Source organism: Streptomyces sp. NBC_01408 (assembly GCF_026340255.1).
Classification (GTDB): domain Bacteria; phylum Actinomycetota; class Actinomycetes; order Streptomycetales; family Streptomycetaceae; genus Streptomyces.
Map to the genome: position 1 here is coordinate 1,805,816 of NZ_JAPEPJ010000001.1, position 21,887 is coordinate 1,827,702.

7 protein-coding genes are annotated in these 21,887 nt (G+C 74.4%); 5 read left to right on the top strand and 2 right to left on the bottom strand.

What is annotated here, in order from left to right:
• Positions 1–112 precede the first annotated feature (112 nt).
• Entirely contained in the window at positions 113–14,371 is a 14,259-nt protein-coding gene (locus tag OG447_RS08560; protein ID WP_266935870.1) for a non-ribosomal peptide synthetase, read from the top strand.
• On the top strand, positions 14,368–14,577 hold the full coding sequence (locus tag OG447_RS08565) for an MbtH family protein (protein WP_266935871.1): 210 nt from the start codon (positions 14,368–14,370) through the stop codon (positions 14,575–14,577). The genes OG447_RS08560 and OG447_RS08565 overlap by 4 nt, the downstream gene beginning before the upstream one ends.
• Before the next feature lie 373 nt (positions 14,578–14,950).
• Here the strand turns inward: OG447_RS08565 and OG447_RS08570 are convergent, their stop codons facing one another.
• Together OG447_RS08570 and OG447_RS08575 are read right to left on the bottom strand one after the other, a co-directional pair.
• Entirely contained in the window at positions 14,951–16,741 is a 1,791-nt protein-coding gene (locus OG447_RS08570) for an ABC transporter ATP-binding protein (protein WP_266935872.1), read from the bottom strand.
• A 101-nt stretch (positions 16,742–16,842) separates the two neighbouring features.
• Positions 16,843–18,540: an ABC transporter ATP-binding protein gene (locus OG447_RS08575; RefSeq protein WP_266935873.1), complete on the bottom strand. Its 1,698-nt coding sequence runs from the start codon at positions 18,538–18,540 to the stop codon at positions 16,843–16,845.
• A gap of 269 nt (positions 18,541–18,809) precedes the next feature.
• On the opposite strand from OG447_RS08575, the gene OG447_RS08580 reads away from it, so the two are divergent.
• From OG447_RS08580 to OG447_RS08590, 3 genes are read left to right on the top strand one after another with little or no spacing between them, the layout of a single operon-like run.
• On the top strand, positions 18,810–19,886 hold the full coding sequence (locus OG447_RS08580; protein WP_266935874.1) for an iron ABC transporter permease: 1,077 nt from the start codon (positions 18,810–18,812) through the stop codon (positions 19,884–19,886).
• Positions 19,883–20,989, top strand: a complete 1,107-nt coding sequence (locus tag OG447_RS08585) for an iron chelate uptake ABC transporter family permease subunit (RefSeq protein WP_266935875.1) — start codon at positions 19,883–19,885, stop codon at positions 20,987–20,989. Before OG447_RS08580 ends, OG447_RS08585 begins: the two co-directional genes overlap by 4 nt.
• The gene (locus OG447_RS08590; protein ID WP_266935876.1) at positions 20,986–21,852 is read left to right on the top strand and encodes an ABC transporter ATP-binding protein; all 867 of its coding nucleotides are present in this window, start codon (positions 20,986–20,988) and stop codon (positions 21,850–21,852) included. Before OG447_RS08585 ends, OG447_RS08590 begins: the two co-directional genes overlap by 4 nt.
• Positions 21,853–21,887: the final 35 nt, after the last annotated feature.

Here is a 21,887-nt window from a genome sequence, read left to right on the forward strand (position 1 = left end):
CCGCAGACCACCTCGCGGACGGGCGGGCCCGCTGCGCCCCGATCCTGGCCGACCGGGACACACCTCACTGACGCACCACCAGGGAAAGGCCCATTCGACGATGTTTGACGTCGTGTCTGACCGGACGTCCGCTTCCGGCATACCCGTCACGGGCGGGCAATCCGGCATCTGGCTCGCCCAGCAGATCGACCCGGACAGCTCCGCCTACAACATCGTCTTCACCCTGGACCTGCGAGGCGACATCGACCTCGGCCTCCTGGCCGCGTCGGTGCGGCAGGCCGTGGAGGAAGCCGAAGGCCTGCACGTGCGGGTCGGCGACGGCGAGGACGGCCCCCGGCAGACGCCCGTTCACGCGGACTTCGACGTCCCCGTCGTGGACCTGCGCGGCGCCGCCGACCCCGAGGCGGCCGCCGCCGACTGGATCGACTCCGAGCGCGACCGCCCCGCCGACCTGGCCCGCGGACCGCTCTTCGCACAGGCGCTGCTGCGGCTCGCGGACGACCGCGTCCGCTGGTACCAGCGCTACCACCACATCGTCCTCGACGGCATGGGCGTCGCCCTGATCACCCGCCAGGCCGGCGAGCTCTACACCGCGGGCGGCGCGGACCCCGCCCCGCGCGACCGCCGGATCTCCCGCCTCGTGGCCGCCGACCAGGCCTACCGCGCCTCGGACCGCCACCAGGAGGACCGCGCCTACTGGCTCGCGCGCATGGCCGCCCGGACCGAGCCCGTCCGCCTGGTCGAGCGTGCCGCGGTGCCCATGACGCGCCGGCTGCGCCGCACGTCGGAGCTGTCCGCCGCGGACACCCGCCGGCTGCACGCCGCCGCCGAGCGCGCCGGGACCCGCCCCTCGCGGCTGCTGATCGCGGCCGTCGCCGCCTACCTGCACCGGGTCAGCGGCGAGCAGGACCTCGTCCTCGGCCTGCCGGTCGCCGCCCGCCAGGACGCCGTGTCCGCCGAGATCCCCGGCATGGTCTCCAACATCGTCCCCCTGCGGCTGACCGTCCGCCCCGGCACGACCGGCACCGAACTCCTCGCCGAGGTCCGCACGGCCGTCGCCGGAGCCGTCGACCACGGGCGCTACCGCGCCGAGGACCTCGCCAGGGAACTGGGCCTCGCCGACGGCGTGCCCGAACTCGTCGGCCCGACGGTCAACATCCTGCCCCGCCCCGACAGCCTGCGCTTCGGCGACCTCGACAACGAACTCGACGCCGTCTGGCTCGGCCCCGTCAGCGACCTCGCCCTCAGCTTCGTCGAGACCGACGGGGGCCGCGGCATCCGGGTCCACCTCGACGCCGACGCCGACGCCTGCGACGAGCAGACCCTGCGCGACCACGAGCACCGCTTCCTGGCCCTGCTCGAAGCCTTCGCCGACGACCTGCACCGCCCCGTCGGCCGCATCGAACTGACCTCCGCCGCGGAACGCGCCCAGCTCCTCGGCGAGTTCGGCGTGTCGCCCCGCGAAACGGCCGAGCTCTCCTGGCCCGCCGCCTTCGAGCAGCAGGTACGGCGCACCCCCGACGCCGTCGCCCTCGTCTGCGAGGACCGGGAGCTCACGTACGCGGAACTGAACGCCGCGGCCAACCGGCTCGCCCGCCTCCTCGCCGCCCGCGGCGTGGGCGCCGAGGACGTCGTCGCCGTGGCCGTTCCGCGGTCCCCCGAACTCGTCGTGTCCCTGCTCGCCGTCATGAAGGCGGGCGCCGCCTACCTGCCGCTGGACGCCGACCACCCGCAGGACCGCATCCTCTACATGCTCGACGACGCCCGCGCGCGCACCGTCGTCACCACCCGCGAGCTCGCCGCCGCGCTGCCGGACGCCCCCGGCGTCGCCCACCTGCTGCTCGACGACCCGGCCGTGGCGGCCGAGTGCGCCGCGCTCGACGGCACCGACCCGGGCCTGCCCATCGCGCTCGACCAGGCCGCGTACGTCATCTACACCTCCGGATCCACCGGCCGCCCCAAGGGCGTCGTCGTCTCCCACGACGGCGTCGGCAGCCTCGTCGCCACGGCCACCGACCGCATCGGCATCACCTCCGGCAGCCGGGTCGTGCAGTTCGCGTCCGTCGGCTTCGACGTGACGGTCTGGGACCTCATCATGTCGCTGTGCGTCGGCGGCCGGATCATCGTCGTCCCCGCCGAGCGCCGCGTCGCCGGGGCCGCCTTGACCGACTACATCGCGCGCCACCGCGCCACCCACATGATCCTGCCGCCGTCGCTCGTCTCGGCGCTGCCGCAGGACTGCGACCTGCCCGACGGCGCCGTCCTGATCGTCGGCACCGAAGCGGTGCCCAGCGAGCTCATCGCCCGCTGGGCCGGCCGGCTCCAGGTCGTCGTCGCGTACGGCCTCACCGAGGCGACCGTCAACTCCACGCTGTGGGTGGCGGAGGCGGACCGTCCGGGTCCCGCGCCCATCGGCGAGCCCGACCCCAACACCCGCGCCTACGTGCTCGACGCGGCGCTGCGCCCGGTGCCCGTCGGCGCCGAGGGCGAGCTGTACGTCGCCGGGCGCGGCCTGGCCCGCGGCTACCTCGGCCGGCACGGGCTCACCTCCGAGCGCTTCGTCGCCGACCCGTACGCCGCCGAGCCGGGCGGTCGCATGTACCGCACGGGCGACCGCGTCCGCTGGGCCGCCGACGGCAACCTGGAGTTCCTGGGCCGCTCCGACGGCCAGATCAAGATCCGCGGCCACCGGATCGAGCCCGGCGAGGTCGAGAGCTTCCTGATGGCCTGCCCGGGCATCGCCCAGGCCGCCGTGTTCGTCCGCGAGGACCACCGCAGCGCCAAGCGGCTCGTCGCCTACCTCGTCGCCGAGGCCGGTACGGACGCCGACGCCTCCGTCGCGCAGGCACGCACCCTGATCGCCGAGGCGCTGCCCGACTACATGGTCCCGTCCGCGGTCGTCCGCCTCGACGGGCCGCTGCCGCTGACGCCCAACGGCAAGCTCGACGCCCGGGCCCTGCCCGAGCCCCAGTGGACCGCGACCGTCGGCGGCGACGCGCCCACCACCCCCGCCGAGACGGTGCTCGCCGGGCTCTTCGCCGACGTGCTCGGCCTGCCCTCGGTCGGCGTCCACGACAGCTTCTTCGAGCTGGGCGGCGACAGCATCGTCGCCATCCAGATGGTCAACCGGGCCCGCGAGGCCGGGCTGGCGATCAGCCCGCGCGACGTGTTCCGCCAGCGCACCGTCGCCGCGCTCGCCAGGACGGCGGGCGAGGCCCCGGCCGCCGCGCCGGCGGCCCCGGCGGTGGAGCTCGACGAGGACGCCCTGCCCGTCTCGCCGCTCCAGGAAGGATTCTTCTTCCACGCGGAGTTCGACCAGGACGCCGGTGACCTGTACGTCGTCCAGGAGCTCCTCGACCTGGAGGGCGAGGTCGACGCCGAGCGGCTGCGCGGCTCCCTCCAGCTGCTGCTCGACCGGCACCCGCTGCTGCGCGCGTCGTTCCGCCAGCTGCCCGGCGGCCAGGTCGTCCAGCGGATCCCGGGCCACGCGGCCCTGCCCTGGAGCGAGGCCGACACGGCCCGCACCCCGCTGGAGGACGTCCTGCGGCAGGACCGCGCCGAGCGCTTCGACCTCGGCCGGCCGCCGCTGATGCGCGCCACCCTGATCAAGGACGGGCAGCGCAGCCGACTGCTGCTGACCCTCCACCACATCATCGCCGACGGCTGGTCGGTCTCCGTCCTGCTGCGCGAGCTGACCGCCGCCTACCAGGGCGAGGCGCTGCCCGAGCCGCCCGCCCCGCAGCCGTACCTGGCGTGGCTGGCCGGCCGGGACCGCGACGCCGCGCGCAGCGCGTGGCAGCAGGCGCTGGCCGGTCTGGACGAGCCCACCCGGCTGCTCGCCCCCGCCGCCGGGACGGCCGAGGACGGGCCCGTGCCCGTCGCCGCCCCCGAGGACGTGGACGTCCGGCTGCCCGAGTCGCTCACCGCCGGCCTGACCGCCCGCGCCCGCAGCCACGGCCTCACCCTCAGCACCGTCGTGCACGGCGCCTGGGCGCTGCTCCTCGGCGGCCTGACCGGCAGCCGGGACGTCGTCTTCGGCACCACCGTCTCCGGCCGCACCACCGAGGTCGAGGGCCTGGACGCGGCCGTGGGCCTGTTCATCAACACCGTCCCGGTCCGGGTCTCCCTGCGCCCGGACGAGGCACTCGCCGAGCTGCTGCTGCGCGTCCAGGACGAGCACGCGGCCCTGCTGGACCACCAGCACCTCGGGCTCGCCGAGATCCAGCGGATCGCGGGCGGCGGCGAACTCTTCGACACGCTCGTGGTCTTCGAGAACTACCCCTCCGGCGACCTGTCCGCCGAGCAGGACGCGCAGGCGCTGCGCGTCACCGGTGCCGAGGTCTTCGACTCCGTGCACTACCCGCTCGCGCTGATCGTCGAGCCCGGCGGCGCCCAGCTGTCGCTGCGGTTCAAGTACGACGCCTCCCGGCTCGGCCAGACCGCCGTCACGGCCGTCGCCCACCGCTTCGAGGCGCTGCTCCAGGCCCTCGTGTCCGACCCCGCCCGCCCGGTCGCCCGGGTCGAGGTGCTGTCGGGCCGGGAGCAGGAGCAGCTCACCGCCCTGAACGCCACGGCACGCACCCTGCCGGCCGCGGACGCCACCCTCGCCTCGCTCTTCGCCGCCCAGGCGGCGCGGACCCCCGGCGCCCCGGCCGTCGTCTTCGAGGACACCACCCTCGACTACGCCGAACTCGACCGGCGCGCCGAGGCGCTGGCCCGGCGCCTGCGGGCCCGTGGCGCGGGCCCCGAGCAGTTCGTGGCGGTCGCGGTGCCCCGCTCCGCGGAGCTGATGGTCGCACTGCTCGGCGTGCACAAGGCCGGAGCCGCCTACCTGCCGCTGGACCTCGACTACCCCGCCGACCGGGTCGCGTTCATGCTCGCCGACTCGGGCGCCCGTACCGTCGTGACCACCGCCGACGCGGCCGGTCGGCTGCCCGAGGTGCCCGGTCTCGCCCATGTCCTGGTGGACCGCCCCGAAGAAGCCGCCGTCACCCCCGACGCCGCCGGCACGGCGGGTACGCCCGCCGGACCCGACCACCCCGCCTACCTGATCTACACCTCCGGCTCCACCGGACGCCCAAAGGGCGTCGCCGTCACCCACCGGGCGATCGTCAACCGCCTGGCCTGGATGCAGGACGAGTACGGGCTCACCGCCGACGACCGCGTGCTGCAGAAGACCCCGTCGAGCTTCGACGTGTCCGTCTGGGAGTTCTTCTGGGCCCTCGTCGAGGGCGCGACCGTCGTCCTCGCCCGGCCCGACGGCCACCGCGACCCCGCCTACCTCGCCGACCTGATCCGCACCCGGCGGATCAGCACGATGCACTTCGTGCCGTCGATGCTGGCGGCGTTCGTCCAGGTCCTGGAGGCCGCCCCCGGCGCCCCGGAGTGGGCAGCGAGCCTGCGCCGCGTGTTCTGCAGCGGCGAGGCCCTCACCGGCCCCGACGCCCGCCGCTGGCACGAGCTGACCTCCCGCCACGGCAGTGCCCCCGTGCCGCTGCACAACCTGTACGGGCCCACCGAGGCGGCCGTCGACGTGACGTACTTCCCCTACGAGGGGGGCACCGAGCTCGCCGTGCCGATCGGCCGGCCCGTGTGGAACACCCGGCTGTACGTGCTGGACTCCTTCCTGCGGCCCGTCCCCGAGGGCGTACCGGGCGAGCTGTACCTCGCCGGCGTCCAGCTGGCCCGCGGCTACCACGACCGGCTCGGCCTGACCGCCGAGCGGTTCGTCGCCGACCCGTTCGGCGGGCCCGGCGAGCGCATGTACCGCACCGGCGACCTGGTCCGGCGCCGCGCCGACGGCGCCGTCGAGTACCTCGGCCGCACCGACCGGCAGGTCAAGATCCGCGGCAACCGCATCGAACTGGGCGAGATCGAGGCGGCCGTGGCCGCCCTGCCCGGTGTCGCCCGCGCCGCCGTGATCGTCCGTGACGGAGCCCTGCTCGGCTACGCCGTCCCCGCCGCGGGCGCGTCCCTGGACGCCGAAGCCCTGCACCGGGAGCTCGCCGCGGCGCTGCCCGCGACGATGGTGCCGGCGGCCCTCACGGCCCTCGACGAGATCCCGCTGACGCCCAGCGGCAAGCTCGACCAGAACGCCCTGCCCTCGCCGTCCGTCGCCCCCCGGGCCGGCGGCCGCGCGCCCCGCGACGAGCGGGAACGCGCCCTGTGCGAGATCTTCACCGACGTCCTCGGCATGACCGGGATCGGTGCCGACGACGACTTCTTCGTGCTCGGCGGCGACAGCCTCACCTCGATCTCCGTCGCCACCCGGGCCCGTGAAAGGGGACTGGCCATCAGCCCGCGCGATGTGTTCGAGCACCGCACGCCCGCCGTGCTCGCCGCGACGGCCGCGAGCGTGCCGGACGAGACCGCTCCGGCGGCCCCGGCGGCCCCGGCAGCCCCGGCGGCCCCCGCCGCCGGTGTGACCGTGTCCGCCGGCGACGCCGGACAGGCGGCCGCGGCCCTGCAGGCCGTGCTCGCCCTCCAGCAGCAGTCCGGCGCCGCGATCGACCCGGCCCTGCAGGCGCTGCTCGCCCAGCTGACCGCCGCCGCGCCCGTAGAGGAGCCCCCGGCCCCCGCCCCGCTCGGCGGACTGGAGCTCTCCGAGGAGGAGACCGCCCGCGTCGAGGCCGCCGCCGGGCTGCCGGTCGCCGACATCTGGCCGCTCTCCCCGCTCCAGGAGGGCATGTACTTCCACGCCACCTACGACGCGGGCGACGCGCTCGACGTCTACCTGTCGCAGGAGACCCTGGACTTCGACCACCGTCTGGACGCGGACCGGCTGCGCGCCGCCTGCCGGGCGATCCTGGAGCGCAACGCCAGCCTGCGCGCGGGCTTCACCAGCGACGGCCTGCCCCGGCCCGTGCAGTTCATCGCGGACGGCGCCGAGATCCCCGTGCTGGAGACCGACCTGTCCGGTCTGCCCGCCGACGAGCAGCGCTCCCGCGTGGAGGAGCTGCTCGCCGCCGACCGCCGCAAGCGCTTCGACCTGTCGGCGCCGCCGCTGTGCCGCCTCCAGCTGATCCGGCTCGCCGACGGCCGCGACCGGCTCGTCGTCACCCACCACCTCATCCTGTGGGACGGCTGGTCCGCATGGCTGTTCCTGGAGGAGCTGTTCACGCTGTACGAGCGGTCCGGCGAGACCGCCGGCCTGCCCGCCCCGGGCTCGTACCGCGACTACCTGGAGTGGCTGGACCAGCAGGACACGGCCCAGGCCGTCGGCGCGTGGCGCGACGCGCTCGCGGGCTTTGACGAGCCCACCCTCGTCGCCCCCACGGGCCGCGACGCGGGCCCGGTCATCCCGGTCGACCTCGACGCCGTGCTGACCCGGGAGACCAGCGACCGGCTGCGCGCCCTGGCGCGCCGGCACGGCCTCACCCTGAACACCGTGCTCAACGCCGCCTGGGGCCTGGTCCTCTCCGCGATGACCGGCCGCGGCGACGTCGCCTTCGGCACCGCCGTCGCGGGCCGCCCCGCGGACGTACCGAACGTCGCCGGCATCATCGGCATGTTCCTCAACACCATCCCGGCCCGGATCGCCTTCAGCCCGGACGAGCCGCTGCTCGCCCTGCTGCGCCGCATGCAGTCCGAGCGCGCCGGCGTCATGCCGTACGAGTACGTGGGCCTCGGCACCCTCCAGCAGGAGACGGGTCACCGCCGCCTGTTCGACACGCTCTTCGTGCTCCGCTCCGCCGACGGCGAGGACCGTGCCGCGGCGCTCCGCCAGCGCTACGGCATCACCGACGTCTCGAACGTCGACGGCACGCACTTCCCGCTCACCTTGATCGTCACGCCCGAGACCAGGCTGAGAGTGACCCTGGCGGCCCGGCCCGACCTCTTCGACGCGGAGGCCGCGAGCACGATCCTGGGCCGGTTCACGACCGTCCTGGAGCGGCTCGGCGAGCTCCTCGCCGCCCCGGACGCCGCGTCCGCCCGTACCGTCGGCGTCGACTTGCTGCTCCCGCCGGAGCGCGCCGCCCTGACGGCCGAGTGGGCCCACAGCCGCGAGCCCGTGCCGGACGAGACGATCGCCGACATGCTGACGGCCCAGGTCGCCAGCACCCCGGACGCGGTCGCGCTGGTCTTCGGCGAACGCGCCCTGACGTACGCCGAGCTCGACGCGCACATCAACCGGATCGCCCGCCTGCTCCTGGCCCGCGGTGCCGGGCCGGAGAAGGTCGTCGCGCTGGCACTGCCCCGGTCCATCGACATGGTGGCCGCGCTGTTCGCCGTCCTGCGGACCGGCGCCGCCTACCTGCCGCTCGACCTGGACCACCCGGCCGACCGGCTGCGGCTGATGGCCGAGGACACCGGCCCGCTGTGCCTGGTGTCCACCGCGGCCGTCGCCCCGACCCTGCGCGGCGACAGCGGCCCGGTGGCCCCCGAACTCCTCCTGGACGACGAGGCCGTCGCCGCCGAGCTGTCCGCCCTGCCCGGCGGCGAGATCACCGACGCCGAGCGGCCGGCCTTCGCCCACGACGTGCCCGGCCGCCTGGAGTACCCGGCGTACGTCATCTACACCTCCGGTTCCACCGGCCGGCCCAAGGGCGTCGTCACCCCCTACCGGGGCCTGACCAACATGCAGCTCAACCACCAGAAGGAGATCTTCGACCCGGCCATCGCCTCGGCCGGCGGGCGACGGCTGCGCATCGCGCACACCGTGTCCTTCGCCTTCGACATGTCGTGGGAAGAGCTCCTGTGGCTCGTCGAGGGCCACGAGGTCCACGTCTGCGACGAGGAACTGCGCCGCGACGCGGAGGCGCTGGTCGCCTACTGCGACCGGCACCAGGTCGACGTGGTCAACGTGACCCCGACGTACGCCCAGCTCCTCATCGAGGAAGGCCTCCTCGACAGTGACGAGCAGGCGGGCAAGCACCGCCCCGCACTGGTCCTGCTCGGCGGCGAGGCCGTGTCCGACACCGTGTGGACGACGCTGCGCCGCACCGAGGGCACCTACGGCTACAACCTGTACGGCCCGACCGAGTACACCATCAACACCCTCGGCGGCTCGACGGCGGACAGCGCCACCCCCACGGTCGGCATGCCCATCCGCAACACCCGCGCCTACGTCCTGGACGCCATGCTGCGCCCGGTCCCGCCCGGCTGCCCCGGCGAGCTGTACATCTCCGGCACCGGCCTGGCCCGCGGCTACCACGACCGCCCCGCGCTGAATGCCGAGCGGTTCGTCGCGGACCCCTTCGGCGAGCCGGGCGAGCGGATGTACCGCACCGGCGACCTCGTCCGGCAGCGGCCCGACGGCCTGCTCGACTTCCTGGGCCGCACCGACGACCAGGTGAAGATCCGCGGCTACCGCATCGAGCTGGGCGAGATCGCCGCGGCCCTCTCCGCGCACCCCGAGGTCGCCCACGCGGCCGTCGTCGTCAACGAGAGCACCGGGACCAAGCGCCTGGTCGGCTACTTCGCACCCGAGGACGCCGCGGCAGCCGGGGAGGCCGGGGAGGACCTGCTCCAGCGGCTGCGCGAGCACCTGAAGGCCGGACTGCCCGACTACATGGTCCCCTCCGCGCTCGTCCCCGTCGCCACCCTGCCGCTCACCGTCAACGGCAAGCTGGACGTCCGCGCCCTGCCCGCCCCCGACTTCGCCGGCAGCGGCACGAGCCGCGCCCCCCGCACCCCGCGGGAGGAGACGCTCTGCGCCCTCTACGCCGAGGTGCTCGGCCTGCCCGAGGGCAGCGTCGGCATCGACAGCGACTTCTTCGAGCTGGGCGGCCACTCGCTGCTGGCCACCCGGCTCGTCAGCCGGGCCCGTACCGCCCTCGACGCCGAACTCGCCATCCGCGACCTGTTCGAGGCGCCCACCGTCGCCGAGCTGGTCGAGCGCGCGGCCCGCTCCGGCGGCGCCGCCCGCCCGGCGCTGACCGCCGGCGAGCGGCCCGACGAGCTGCCGCTCTCCCACGCCCAGCAGCGGCTGTGGGTCATCCAGCAGATCGAGGGCACCTCCGCCGCGTACAACTTCCCGCTGGTCATGCGACTGCACGGGGCCCTCGACACCGACGCGTGGGAAGCCGCCCTCGCCGACGTCACGGCCCGGCACGAAGCCCTGCGGACGCTGTTCGTGGAGGGCGAGGGCCAGACCATCCAGCGGGTGCTGCCCGCGGAGCGGGCGCGGCCCGTCGTGGAGCGGCTGCGCGCCACCGAGGACGAGGTGCCCGGCATCGTCGACGCGGCCGTCAACCGGCCGTTCGACCTCGCCGCCGAACTCCCGCTGCGCGCCACGATCGTGGAGCTGGCCCCTGAGGACCACGTCGTCGTCCTGCTCCTGCACCACATCACCACCGACGAGTGGTCGGACCGTCCGTTCCTGCGCGACCTGGCCGCCGCCTACGCGGCCCGCACCGGCGGCAGCGCCCCGAAGTGGGAGCCGCTGCCCGTCCAGTACGCCGACTACGCCCTGTGGCAGCAGCGCCTGCTCGGCGACCCGGCGGACGCGGACAGCCTCGCCGCCCGGCAGCTGGACTACTGGCACACCACCCTGGACGGCGCCCCCGAGGAGCTGGAACTGCCCACGGACCGGCCGCGCCCGGCCCGGCCGGCGTTCACCGGCGCCGAACTGGACATCGCCTTCGACGGCGACGTCCACGAGGGCCTCAAGCGGCTCGCCCGCGAGACCGGCGCAAGCATGTTCATGGTGGTGCACGCGGCCGTGGCCGCCCTGCTCCACCGCATGGGCGCCGGCACGGACATCCCCCTCGGCTCGCCCATCGCGGGCCGCGGCGAGGAAGCCCTGGACGACCTGGTCGGCTTCTTCGTCAACACCCTGGTGCTGCGCACCGACCTGAGCGGCGACCCCAGCTTCACCGAGCTGCTCGGCCGGGTCCGGGAGACCGACCTCGCGGCGTTCTCGCACGCGGACGTGCCGTTCGAGTCGGTCGTGGAGAAGCTCAACCCGACCCGCTCGCTGTCCCGCAACCCGCTGTTCCAGGTGATGGTCGGCTACCACGCCCGCACGGGCGACGGGCTGGAACTGCCCGGACTGCGCGCCGACTACGTGCCGTTCCGCATCAGCTCGGCCAAGTTCGACCTGGTGTTCAGCTTCACCGAGCACACGCCCGCCGACGGCGGCGCGGGCTCCCTGGGCTGCCGCCTGGAGTTCGCCACCGAGCTCTTCGACCACACGACCGCCGAGCGCCTCGGCGAGCGCCTGCGTGCGCTCGTCGCGGCCCTGGTCGCCGCACCCGGGCGCCCCGTCTCCCAGGCGGAGATCCTCGCGGACGACGAGCGCCGGCTGGTCCTGGAGGGCTTCAACGGAGCCCCCCGCACGGTCGAGGAGGAGACCTTCCCGGCCCTGTTCGCGCGGCGGCTCGCCGAGCGGCCCGACGCGGTCGCCGTCGTCGACCAGGCCCGTACGGTGACGTACGAGGCGCTGGACGCCCGGTCCAACCGGATCGCCCGGCTGCTGGCCGCCCACGGCGTGGGCGCCGAGGGCGTGGTCGGCGTGGCCGTGCCCCGCTCGGCCGACATGATCGCCACGGTGCTCGCCGCGCTCAAGCTGGGCGCCGCGTTCCTGCCCCTCGACCTGGCCCATCCCGCCGACCGGCTGGCCTACATGATCGAGGACTCGGGCGCGGGACTGGTCGTCGGCACCGAGCCCGTCGCGGGGAAGATCCCCGAGGCGCAGGGTGTACCGCTGGTGCTGCTCGACGCCCCGCAGACCGCCGCCGAGCTGGCCGAGCTGCCCGAATCCGCCCTCGCGGGCGGACCGGTCGGCCTCGACCAGGCCGCGTACGTGATCTACACCTCCGGTTCGACGGGCCGCCCCAAGGGCGTCGTCGTCCCGCACGAGGGCATCGCCAGCCTCGTCGCCACCGCGGTGGACCGGATGGGCCTGGGGCGCGACAGCCACGTCCTGCAGTTCGCGTCCATCGGCTTCGACGTCTTCGCCTTCGAGCTGTCGATGGCCCTGTGCCACGGCGGGCGCCTCGTCCTCATCACGGACGAGGCCCGCGTCGCCGGGCCCGAGCTCACCGACTTCCTCGCGGACCAGCGGATCACCCACATGATCCTGCCGCCGTCCCTGGTGTCGGCGCTGCCCGCGGGCTGCGAGCTGCCCGAGGGCTCCACCGTCCTCGTCGGTACGGAGACGGTGCCGCCGGACCTGTTCGAGCGGTTCGGCGCCACGGCCCACCTGATCTGCGCGTACGGGCTCACCGAGGCGACGGTCAACTCCACGCTGTGGCCCGCCCGCGAGCACGGCGGCCGCCCCGGCAGCCGCGTCCCCATCGGTCGGCCCGACCCCAACACCCGCTGCTACGTCCTGGACGACACCCTGCGCCCGGTCCCGCCGGGCGTGGTGGGCGAGCTGTACGTGTCCGGCCGCGGCCTGGCCCGCGGCTACCTCGGCAAGTCTGGGCTGACCTCGGAACGCTTCGTCGCCGACCCCTTCGGCGCCCCCGGCACCCGCATGTACCGCACCGGTGACCGCGCCCGCTGGCTCGCCGACGGCAACCTCGACTTCCTCGGCCGCGTCGACACCCAGGTGAAGGTGCGCGGCTTCCGGATCGAGCTCGGCGAGATCGAGGCGGCCCTCGCCTCGCACCCGTCGGTCGCCCAGGTCGCCGTACTGCCCGACCGCGACGGCGACATCGTGCGCCTCGTCGGCTACGCCGTTCCGGACACGGGCGAGCTGGACCCGCGGGACCTGCGCGCCCACGTGGCCGGGCTGCTGCCCGAGTACATGGTCCCGGCGCTCGTCGTCCCGCTGGACGGCCCGCTGCCGCTGACGCCCAACGGCAAGCTGGACCGGAAGGCGCTGCCCGCGCCCGACTGGTCCGCGATGACCGGCGACGCCCGCCCGGCCACCGAGACGCAGGCCCGCCTGGCGGCCCTGTTCTGCGAGATCCTCAAGCTGGAGAAGGTCGGCGTCCACGACAACTTCTTCGCGCTCGGCGGCCACTCCATGGCCTCGATGCGGCTCCTGGGCCGCATCCGCGCCGAGTTCGGGGCCGAGCTGAGCATCCGCGACGTCTTCGACGCGCTGACCGTCGCCGGCATCGAGGACAAGCTGAAGGGCGCGGCGTCGGCCCGCCCGGCCCTGAGCCCGGCGGCCGAACGCCCGGACACGCCGCTCGCGGCGCCCGTCCAGCGCTGGCACTGGGACGCCTTCCGCCGCCACGGCCGCTTCGACCACGCGCTCGTGCTGCGCTCGCCCGGCGGCCTGGACGCGGACGCCCTGTCCGCCGCGCTCGCCGATGTGGCGGCCCGTCACGAGCCGCTCCGCACGGCGTTCACGGAAACGGACGGCGTGCTGCACCACAGGGCCGCCGGGGCCCCGGCCCTGATCCGGGAGACGTGCGAGGACCTGGAGGCCCGCCTGGCGGAACTGGCCGCCGGTGCACCGGAGCCGGACCGCGCCGCGCCGCTCGCGGCCCACCTGCTGACGGCCCCCGGCGGGTCGCAGGCACTGCTGCTGGCCATGCACTACCTGGTGGTCGACGAGTGGTCGGTCGTCCCGCTGTTCCGCGACCTGACCGCGGCCTACGCGGCCCGGACGGACGGCCGGGCGCCCGCCTGGCAGCCGCTGCCGGTCTCGTACGCCGACTACGCCCAGTGGGCCCGCGAGGTCCTGGGCGACCTGGACGACCCGGACAGCCGGGGCGGCCGGCAGCTCGCCTGGTGGCGCGAGACGCTCAAGGACGTACCGGCCGAACTGGCCCTCCCGGCGGACGGCCCGCGCTCGTCCTCCGCGGGCGCGGACCACGTCGGCTTCGTCCTCGACGAGCGGCTGCACGCGGCCGTGGACGACCTCGCCCGGGCGACCGGCACGAGCATGTTCATGGTGCTGCACTCCGCCCTGGCGGCGGTGCTCACCGCCCACGGAGCGGGCACGGACCTGCCCATCGGTACGATGGTCGCCGGCCGTACGGACGACCAGCTGGCCGACCTGGTGGGCTGCTTCTTCAACACGGTCTTGCTGCGCACCGACACGGCGGGCGACCCGACGTTCGCGGAACTGCTGTCCCGCGTACGGGAGACCACGCTCAGCGCCCTCGACCGCCAGGAAGTCCCCTTCGAGGAAGTCGTCCGGGCGACCGGACTGCCTCAGCAGGGCCCGCAGGTCATGGTGATCCACCATGAGCAGGCGGACCTGGAGCAGCTGGAGGGCGGCATCGGCTCACTCGACGCCGTACCGACCGGTTCCACCCGGGCCCAGCTGACCCTCAGCTTCTACGAACCGCAGGGGGACGGCCCCGTCCACTGCGGCCTGATCCACGCGACCGACCTGCTCGGCACCGCCAAGGCACGGCGACTCGCCGACGAACTCCAGAGGCTGCTGCGCACCGTGGCAGCCGACCCGCAGCAGCCGCTCTCGGAGCTGTTCACCGCCATGTCCACAAGGAGTGACAACGCATGACCACCAACCCGTTCGAGGACCCGCAGGGCCGCTTCCTTGTCCTGGTCAACGACGAGATGCAGCACTCGCTGTGGCCGTCCTTCGCGGAGGTCCCCGCCGGCTGGCGGACCGCCTTCGGCGAGGACACGCGTGAGGCGTGCCTCTCGTACGTCGAGGAGCACTGGACGGACCTGCGCCCGGCGAGCCTGGTCGCCCAGCAGGGCTGACCGGTAGCGGGCCCGACGCCGCCGCCCGTGGAGAACCTCCTCCACGGGCGGCGGCGTTCGCGCGTCCGGCTTCCGAAGCCGGGCCGTGGGGACACGCCGGAGGTTCCCCGCAGGACGAGCGCGCAACCCGGGCCAGGCCAAAAACAGCCCCGCCGGCGTTTGAGGCGCGGGGTCCGGCGCGGAGCCCCGTGCAACGGCGCCGCACCAGACGGGCGAAGCCGCGCCGCAGGCCAGGCGCGGAGCCCCGTGCAACGGCGCCGCACCGACCGACCCCCGCCACACCCGGCCAAGCCCCCCGCAGGGGCACGGCAGAAGGCCCCCGCCCGGAGTACCGGGACGGGGGCCTTCTGTGCGGTGCGGGTGGGGGTACGGGTCAGGCCTGGACCGCCGGTTCGCGGCGGCTGTCGGACCACGCCGACCAGAGTTCGGCGTAACGGCCACCCGCCGCGACGAGTTCCGCGTGGGTGCCCGTCTCGACGATCCGCCCCTGGTCCAGGACGACGACGCGGTCGGCGGTCGCCGCCTGCGGGAGCCGGTGGGCGACCATCAGGCCCGTACGGCCCTCCAGGGCGCGCAGCGCGGCGGTCTCCAGCACGCGGGCGCCCGCGCTGCCGGCGTCGGCGGTGGCCTCGTCCAGGATCGCGATGGGCGGGTCGGTGAGGACGAGGCGCGCGAGCGCGAGGTGCTGCGCCTGGGTCACCGTGAGCCGGTGGCCGCCCTCGCCCACGACCGTGGCCAGCCCGTCGGGCAGCGCGTCGACCCACTGCAGGGCGTCGACGTGGGCCAGCGCGGTGCGCAGTTCCTCGTCGGTCGCCCCGGGGCGGGCCAGCCGCAGGTCCTCGGAGAGCGGGCCCGCGAAGACGTGGACCTCCTGGCTGATCAGGGTGACCGCCTGCCGGACCCCGGCGGCGCCCAGCTCGCGGGAGTCCACGCCGCCCAGGGAGATTGCACCGGTCGCCGGGTCGTGGACGCCCGCGATCAGCTTCGCGAGCGTGGTCTTCCCGGCGCCGCTGGCGCCCACCAGGGCGACGCGCTCGCCGTCCCCGACCTCCAGGTCGACGTCGCTGAGCACCGGGTGGCCGTCCACGTAGGCGTGGCTGAGGCCGGACACCTTGACCGAGCCGTCGACCGGTGCGGCGGCCCGGACGTCGGGCTCCCGTTCGGCGGGGAGGCTCGAAACGCCGACGAGACGGGCGAGGCTCGCTCCGGCGGACTGGGCGTCGTCGATGAGGAACAGCGCGGCGTTGATCGGGTTGAACAGGCCGTGGAAGTAGAGCGCGGCCGCGGTCGCCGTACCGATGCTCACCGAGCCGTTGTCGACCAGGAAGAAGCCGGTGACGAGGATCGCCGTCATGCCGACGAACTCGGCGATGTTCAGGCGGGAGAAGAAGCCCGAGACCAGGCGCATGCCGCGCGCCGCGAGGTCGACGGCGGTCTGCGACCGCTGCTCGACCAGCTCTTCGTGGCGCCGGTTGAGGCGGAACGCCCGCACGGTACGGACTCCGCCGACGCTGTCGAGCAGCTGGTGCTGGAGGGCCCCGGTCGCCACCCGGTGGGCGGCGTAGATGCTCGCGGCGCGCGGGATGTACCAGCGGACCGTGAGGATGTGCACGGGGACGGCCAGCAGGACGGCGGGCAGGAAACGCCAGTCGAGGACGGTGAGGCCCACCAGCGTCAGCACGATGGTGAGGAAGGCGTTGGCGAACTCGGGCAGGGCCTGGCGAACCGCCCGGGCGATCAGGGTGACGTCGCCGGTGACACGCGAGGTGAGGTCGCCGGAACCGGCCTTCTCGACCCGTTCGAGCGGCAGTCGCAGCGCCCGCGAGATGAAGCGTTCCCGCAGGTCGGCGAGGACCGTCTCGCCGAGCCTGGCCACCAGGGACTTGCCGATGGCCGTGGCGATGCCCCGGGCCACGGCGACCGCCAGGAGGAGGATCATCGGCACGGTCAGCGCGGACTCGCCCTGCTTGTCGATCACCAGGTCGACGATCCGGCCGAGCAGCGGCGCGGTCAGCAGCCCGATGCCCGTGCCGAGGACGAGGACGGTCACCGCGCCGAAGGACAGCAGCCGGTGCCGGCGCAGCAGTTCGCGCATGACGGCGAAGGTCCGGGCACCGCTGGCGGTGGGCAGGAGCTCGCGTTCGGGTGTACCGGGTCCGCTCATCGTCGGTCCTTCGTCCTTCGCGTCTCGGTCGAGCGGTGGGGGGTCCAGCGGTCGTGGATCCAGCGGTTGCGGGTCCAGGGGGTCCCGGTCCTGGGCGTCCGTCATGCCAGCACCGCCGAGCGGTACGACTCGTGGGCGGCGACCAGCTCCGGGTGGGTGCCCTCGGCGGCCACCCGGCCGTCGTCGAGCATGATCACGACGTCGGTTCCGGCGAGCAGCGCGGGGCTGGTGGTCACGAGCACCGTGGTGCGGCCCCGGCGCAGGTCCCGCAGACGGGCGGCGATCCGGGCCTCGGTGACCGTGTCGACGGCGGTGGTCGGGTCGTGGACGACGAGGACCGGCGGGTCCGCGGCCAGGGCGCGGGCGAGCGCCACGCGCTGGCGCTGGCCGCCGGACAGCGAACGGCCGCGCTCGGTGAGGACGGTGTCGACGCCCTCGGGCAGGGCCTGGGCGACGTCGTCCGCGGTCGCGGCCGCCAGCGCCGGTGCCACGTCCGCCGCTTCGGCGTCCGTCCCGGCGCGTACGTTGGCGAGGAGGCTGTCCTCGAAGAGGTCCGCGTCGTGGTGGGCGACCAGGATCGCGCGGCGGGCGTCGTCGGGCCCGATGTCGGTCAGGGGTACGCCGTCGAGCTCGACGGTGCCCTCGGCCGGGTCGAGTTCGCGGCCCAGGCAGAGCAGCAGGTCGTTCGCGGCGGCCGCGTCGCGGGCGACGACACCGACGAGGGTGCCGGGCGCGATGTCGAGGTCGACGCCGCGGAGCACGCCCTGGGTGACACCGCGCAGGCGCAGCCCCCCGGCGACCTGCTCGGACAGCGGGGCCGTACCGGCCGCGACGGCGGGCGGCGAGGCGAGGACCTCGGCGATCCGCTCGGCCGACGCGCGGGCCTGGGCGAACTCGCCGTTGACGTAGGTGAGGAGCTGGAAGGGACCGAGGAGGTACTGGGCCAGGGCGACGGCCGCCACCAGCTCACCCACGGTGATGTCGCCGCGCATCGCGAGATGGGCTCCGACGAGCCCGATGGCCGCGATGAAGATGCCGGTCAGGGCGAGGATCGCGCCGTCGTGCCAGGCGCGGCTGGTGGCCGCCCGCAGGGCGGAGGCCAGCGAGCTGCGGCTCGTCTCGCGGTAGCGGGAGACCGCCGTGGCCTCGGCGCCGATGCCCTTCAGCACGCGCAGGCCGGCGACCAGGTCGGCGGCGACGCCCGACGCGTGCGCGGCGTGCTCCTGTTCGGCCTCGCTGCGCCGTTCCAGCGGGCGGCTGATGACGAGGCCGAGCCACAGCAGCGGCGGTACGCCGAGGAGGACGAGCAGGCCGAGCGGTACGGAGATCCGCAGCAGGGCGACCGCGCTGATCGCCAGACCGGTGATCGCGGACAGCGTGTACGGAAGTGCGGAGGCGACCGAGCCGACGCGCCGGGCGTCGCCGGTCGCGACGGACGTCAGCGCGCCGGGCAGCCGGCCGCTGTCGGCGCCGCCCCGCGGGTCGAGCACCCGCGCGGCGAGGTCCTTGCGGATCCGGTGCGCGGCGCTCTCGCCCGCGCCCTCCGCGAGGCGTGCGGAGTTGCGGTAGCAGTTGGACAGGATGAAGAAGAGGGCGGCGAGCACCAGCAGCCAGCGCAGGAGGGCGCCGGAGGAACCGGTCGCCACCGCCTCGTCGATGACCAGACCGATGACGACCGGGATGAGGGCTTCGCACGCTTGGTGCGCCATGCCGAGGAGCGATGCTCCGGTGACACGGCGACGCTGATCGGCGAGCGCTCTCCGGAGGACGGGGCCTCCCGTTGGTTCTCCAGCGGGCATGCGGCGCCTCCACAAGAACAGGGCAGGATAGTTAGGTAAGGCTATCTTAATTTAAGCGACTGCCAAGGGTGCCGTCGGGGCCCCGCTGGCACCCCGCGGTCCGGGCGTCGGGTCGGGTCGCTCCTCCGCGTTGACCCCGCGGCGACGTGCGGTTAGGCTCACCTAAGTTCAATGATTGCATGTCATGTCGCCTGCGGCATAGCCATGTTCTCGTTCACGCTTCGCGCGGCTCGCGGGGCACTCGAATTCCGCCGCCAGGGGAGTGGTCGTTGTCCGTCGAAGCCCAGACGGCGTCCGGAAACAAGACCGGTGACCCCGTCGAGCCCGTCGTACCCGCGGTCCGTCCGGCCGCCGTGGCCCTGCGCGGCCTCGGTCTTCTCGTAACGCTCGGCGCGCTCGTCCTCGTCTCGCTCGTCAGCGTCTGGGTGGGCTCCCGGGGGATCCCCTTCGCCTCGACCTGGGACCTCCTGTGGAACCCGGACGGATCGCAGGCCTCCGTCATCGTCCACGAGTACCGGATACCCCGCACCCTACTCGGCGTCCTCGTCGGGGTGGCGCTCGGACTCTCCGGCGCCCTGATGCAGGCTCTGACGCGCAACCCGCTCGCCGACCCCGGACTGCTCGGGGTCAACCTGGGCGCCTCCTCGGGCGTCGTCGTCGCCATCGCCTTCGTGGGCGTGGCCTCGCCCCTCGGCTACGTGTGGTTCGCCCTCGCCGGGGCCGCCGCCGCCTCGATCGGCGTCTACCTCCTCGGCTCCTCCGGGCGGAAACTGGCCACCCCCGACCGGCTCGTCGTCGCCGGAGCGGCGGTCACCGCCGTGCTGTACGCCTTCAACTGGGGCGTGCTGCTCTTCGACCCGGAGGCCTTCGACCAGTTCCGCTTCTGGACGGTCGGCTCCCTCGCGGGCCGGTACTACGACATCGTGCTGCTCGTCCTGCCGTTCGTCGCCGTCGGCCTGGTCGTCGCCTTCCTCCTCGCCCCCTCCCTCAACGCCCTGGCCATGGGCGACCAGATGGGGCGCTCCCTCGGCGTGAACGTCGGCCGCACCCGCGTCCTGGCGGCCGTCGCCGTGATGCTGCTGTGCGGCGCCGCCACCGCCGCCGTCGGGCCGATCAGCTTCGTCGGCCTGGCCGTGCCGCACGTCGCCCGGTTCCTCGTCGGCGCCGACCAGCGCTGGGTGTTCGCGTACTCGATGGTGCTCGCACCGGTGCTGCTCGTCGGCTCGGACGTCCTGGGCCGGGTGCTCGGCGCCCCGGGCGAGGTACAGGTCGGCATCGTCACCGCCTTCATCGGCGCGCCCCTGTTCATCGCGCTGTGCCGCCGTCGAAAGCTGGTCATGCTGTGAGCGCCGTACCGGAGACGAAAGCCTCCGCCGCCTCCCTGCCCGGATCCGGGCACACCCCCGCCCCCCGCGTCGTCAGCGGCCGGACCGTCCGGGTGGGCGGCGTCTCGCTGCGCGTGCAGGGCCGCACCGCCGCCGTGACCGCCCTGCTGCTCGTCGCGCTCGTCGTGCTCGTCGGCATCACGCTGACCACCGGCGACTTCGAGCTCTCCGTGGGGGAGGTCTTCCAGGCCCTGACCGGCAGCGGCTCCGGCGCCGCGGACTTCGTCGTCAACACCCTGCGCATGCCGCGCATCCTGACCGCGGTGTTCGTCGGCGCGGCCCTCGCGGTGAGCGGGGCGATCCTGCAGAGCCTGACCCGCAACTCCCTCGGCAGCCCCGACATCATCGGCTTCACCAACGGCTCCGCCGTGGGCGCGCTCGTCGTGATCATCGTGCTGCACGGCAGCATGACCCAGATCGCACTGGGCGCCCTGGCCGGCGGCCTCGCCACCGCCCTCGTCGTCCACCTCCTCCTGATCGGCCGCGGGATCCAGGGATTCCGGCTGGTCGTCATCGGCATCGGCGTCAGCGCCCTGCTGCTCGCCGTCAACTCCTACCTGATCACCCGGGCGTCCTTCCAGGAAGCCCTGGAAGCCCAGTCCTGGCTGGTCGGCAGCCTCGGGAACCGGCTGTGGACGCACGCCAACGCCATCGGCCTCGCCCTCGCCGTCCTGCTGCCGCCGGCCTTCCTCCTCTCCCGCCGCCTCTCCATGGTCGAGATGGGCGACACCACCGCCAGCGCGCTCGGCGTCGAGGTCTCGCGCACCCGTACGGCCCTCCTGGTCATCAGCGTCGCCCTCGCCGCCTTCGCCACCGCCGTCACCGGCCCCATCTGGTTCATCGCCCTCGCCGCGCCCCAGGTGGTCCGCAGGCTCACCCGGGCCTCCGGCCCCGCGCTGCTGCCGTCCGCCCTGATGGGCGCCTTTCTCCTCCTCCTGAGCGACCTCGTCGTACAGCGGGCCTTCGCGCCCGCGCTGCTCCCGGTCGGCACGGCGACCGGCGCCATCGGCGGGCTGTACCTCATCTGGCTGCTGATCACCGAGTCGCGAAAGAGCCGCGCATGACTGGAACCAACTCGCCGCAGCCCCGGCTGCGCGCAGAGGACCTCACGCTGTCCTACGACCAGCGGACGGTGGCCACGTCCCTGAGCGTCGACATCCCCGACCGGTCCTTCACCGTGATCGTCGGGCCGAACGCCTGCGGCAAGTCGACGCTGCTCACGGCGCTCGCCCGGATGATGAAGCCCAAGGCCGGACAGGTCTACCTCGACGGGGCCGCCATCGCCTCGTACCGCTCCCGCGAGGTGGCCCGCCGCCTCGGACTGCTCCCGCAGTCCTCGAACGCCCCCGGCGGCATCACCGTGGGCGACCTCGTGGCGCGCGGCCGCTACCCGCACCAGCGGCTGCTCAAGCAGTGGTCCGTCGAGGACGAGGAGGCCGTCACCGAGTCGATGCGCCAGACCGGCGTGCTCGAACTCGCCGACCGGCCCGTGGACGACCTCTCCGGCGGCCAGCGCCAGCGCGTCTGGCTCTCCATGGTCCTCGCCCAGCAGACCTCCATCCTGCTGCTGGACGAGCCCACCACCTTCCTCGACATCGCCCACCAGGTCGAGGTGCTGGACCTGTGCGCCGAACTGCACGCCCGCAAGGGGCACACGGTCGTCGCGGTCCTGCACGACCTCAACCAGGCCTGCCGCTACGCCACCCACCTCATCGTGATGCGGCCCGGCGGCACGATCGCCGCCGAAGGGGACCCGGCGACCGTCATGACCGCCGAACTGGTGGAGGACGTGTTCGGGCTGCCCTGTCGGATCATCGAGGACCCGGAGACCGGCACCCCGCTGATGGTCCCCGCGGCACCGAAGCGGTACGCGCCCGAGGACGCCGAAGCCGCTCCCCACGACGCCGTGCTCGCCGAACGCACCTGACCCGGCCGGACACCTCCTAGCGACGGGACCCCCCC

Bases quoted from the DNA above. Each gene is read 5' to 3' on its own strand.
- OG447_RS08575 (WP_266935873.1), bottom strand. From the start codon at position 18,540: ATGCCCGCTGGAGAACCAACGGGAGGCCCCGTCCTCCGGAGAGCGCTC.
- OG447_RS08570 (WP_266935872.1), bottom strand. From the start codon at position 16,741: ATGAGCGGACCCGGTACACCCGAACGCGAGCTCCTGCCCACCGCCAGC.
- OG447_RS08565 (WP_266935871.1), top strand. From the start codon at position 14,368: ATGACCACCAACCCGTTCGAGGACCCGCAGGGCCGCTTCCTTGTCCTG.
- OG447_RS08590 (WP_266935876.1), top strand. From the start codon at position 20,986: ATGACTGGAACCAACTCGCCGCAGCCCCGGCTGCGCGCAGAGGACCTC.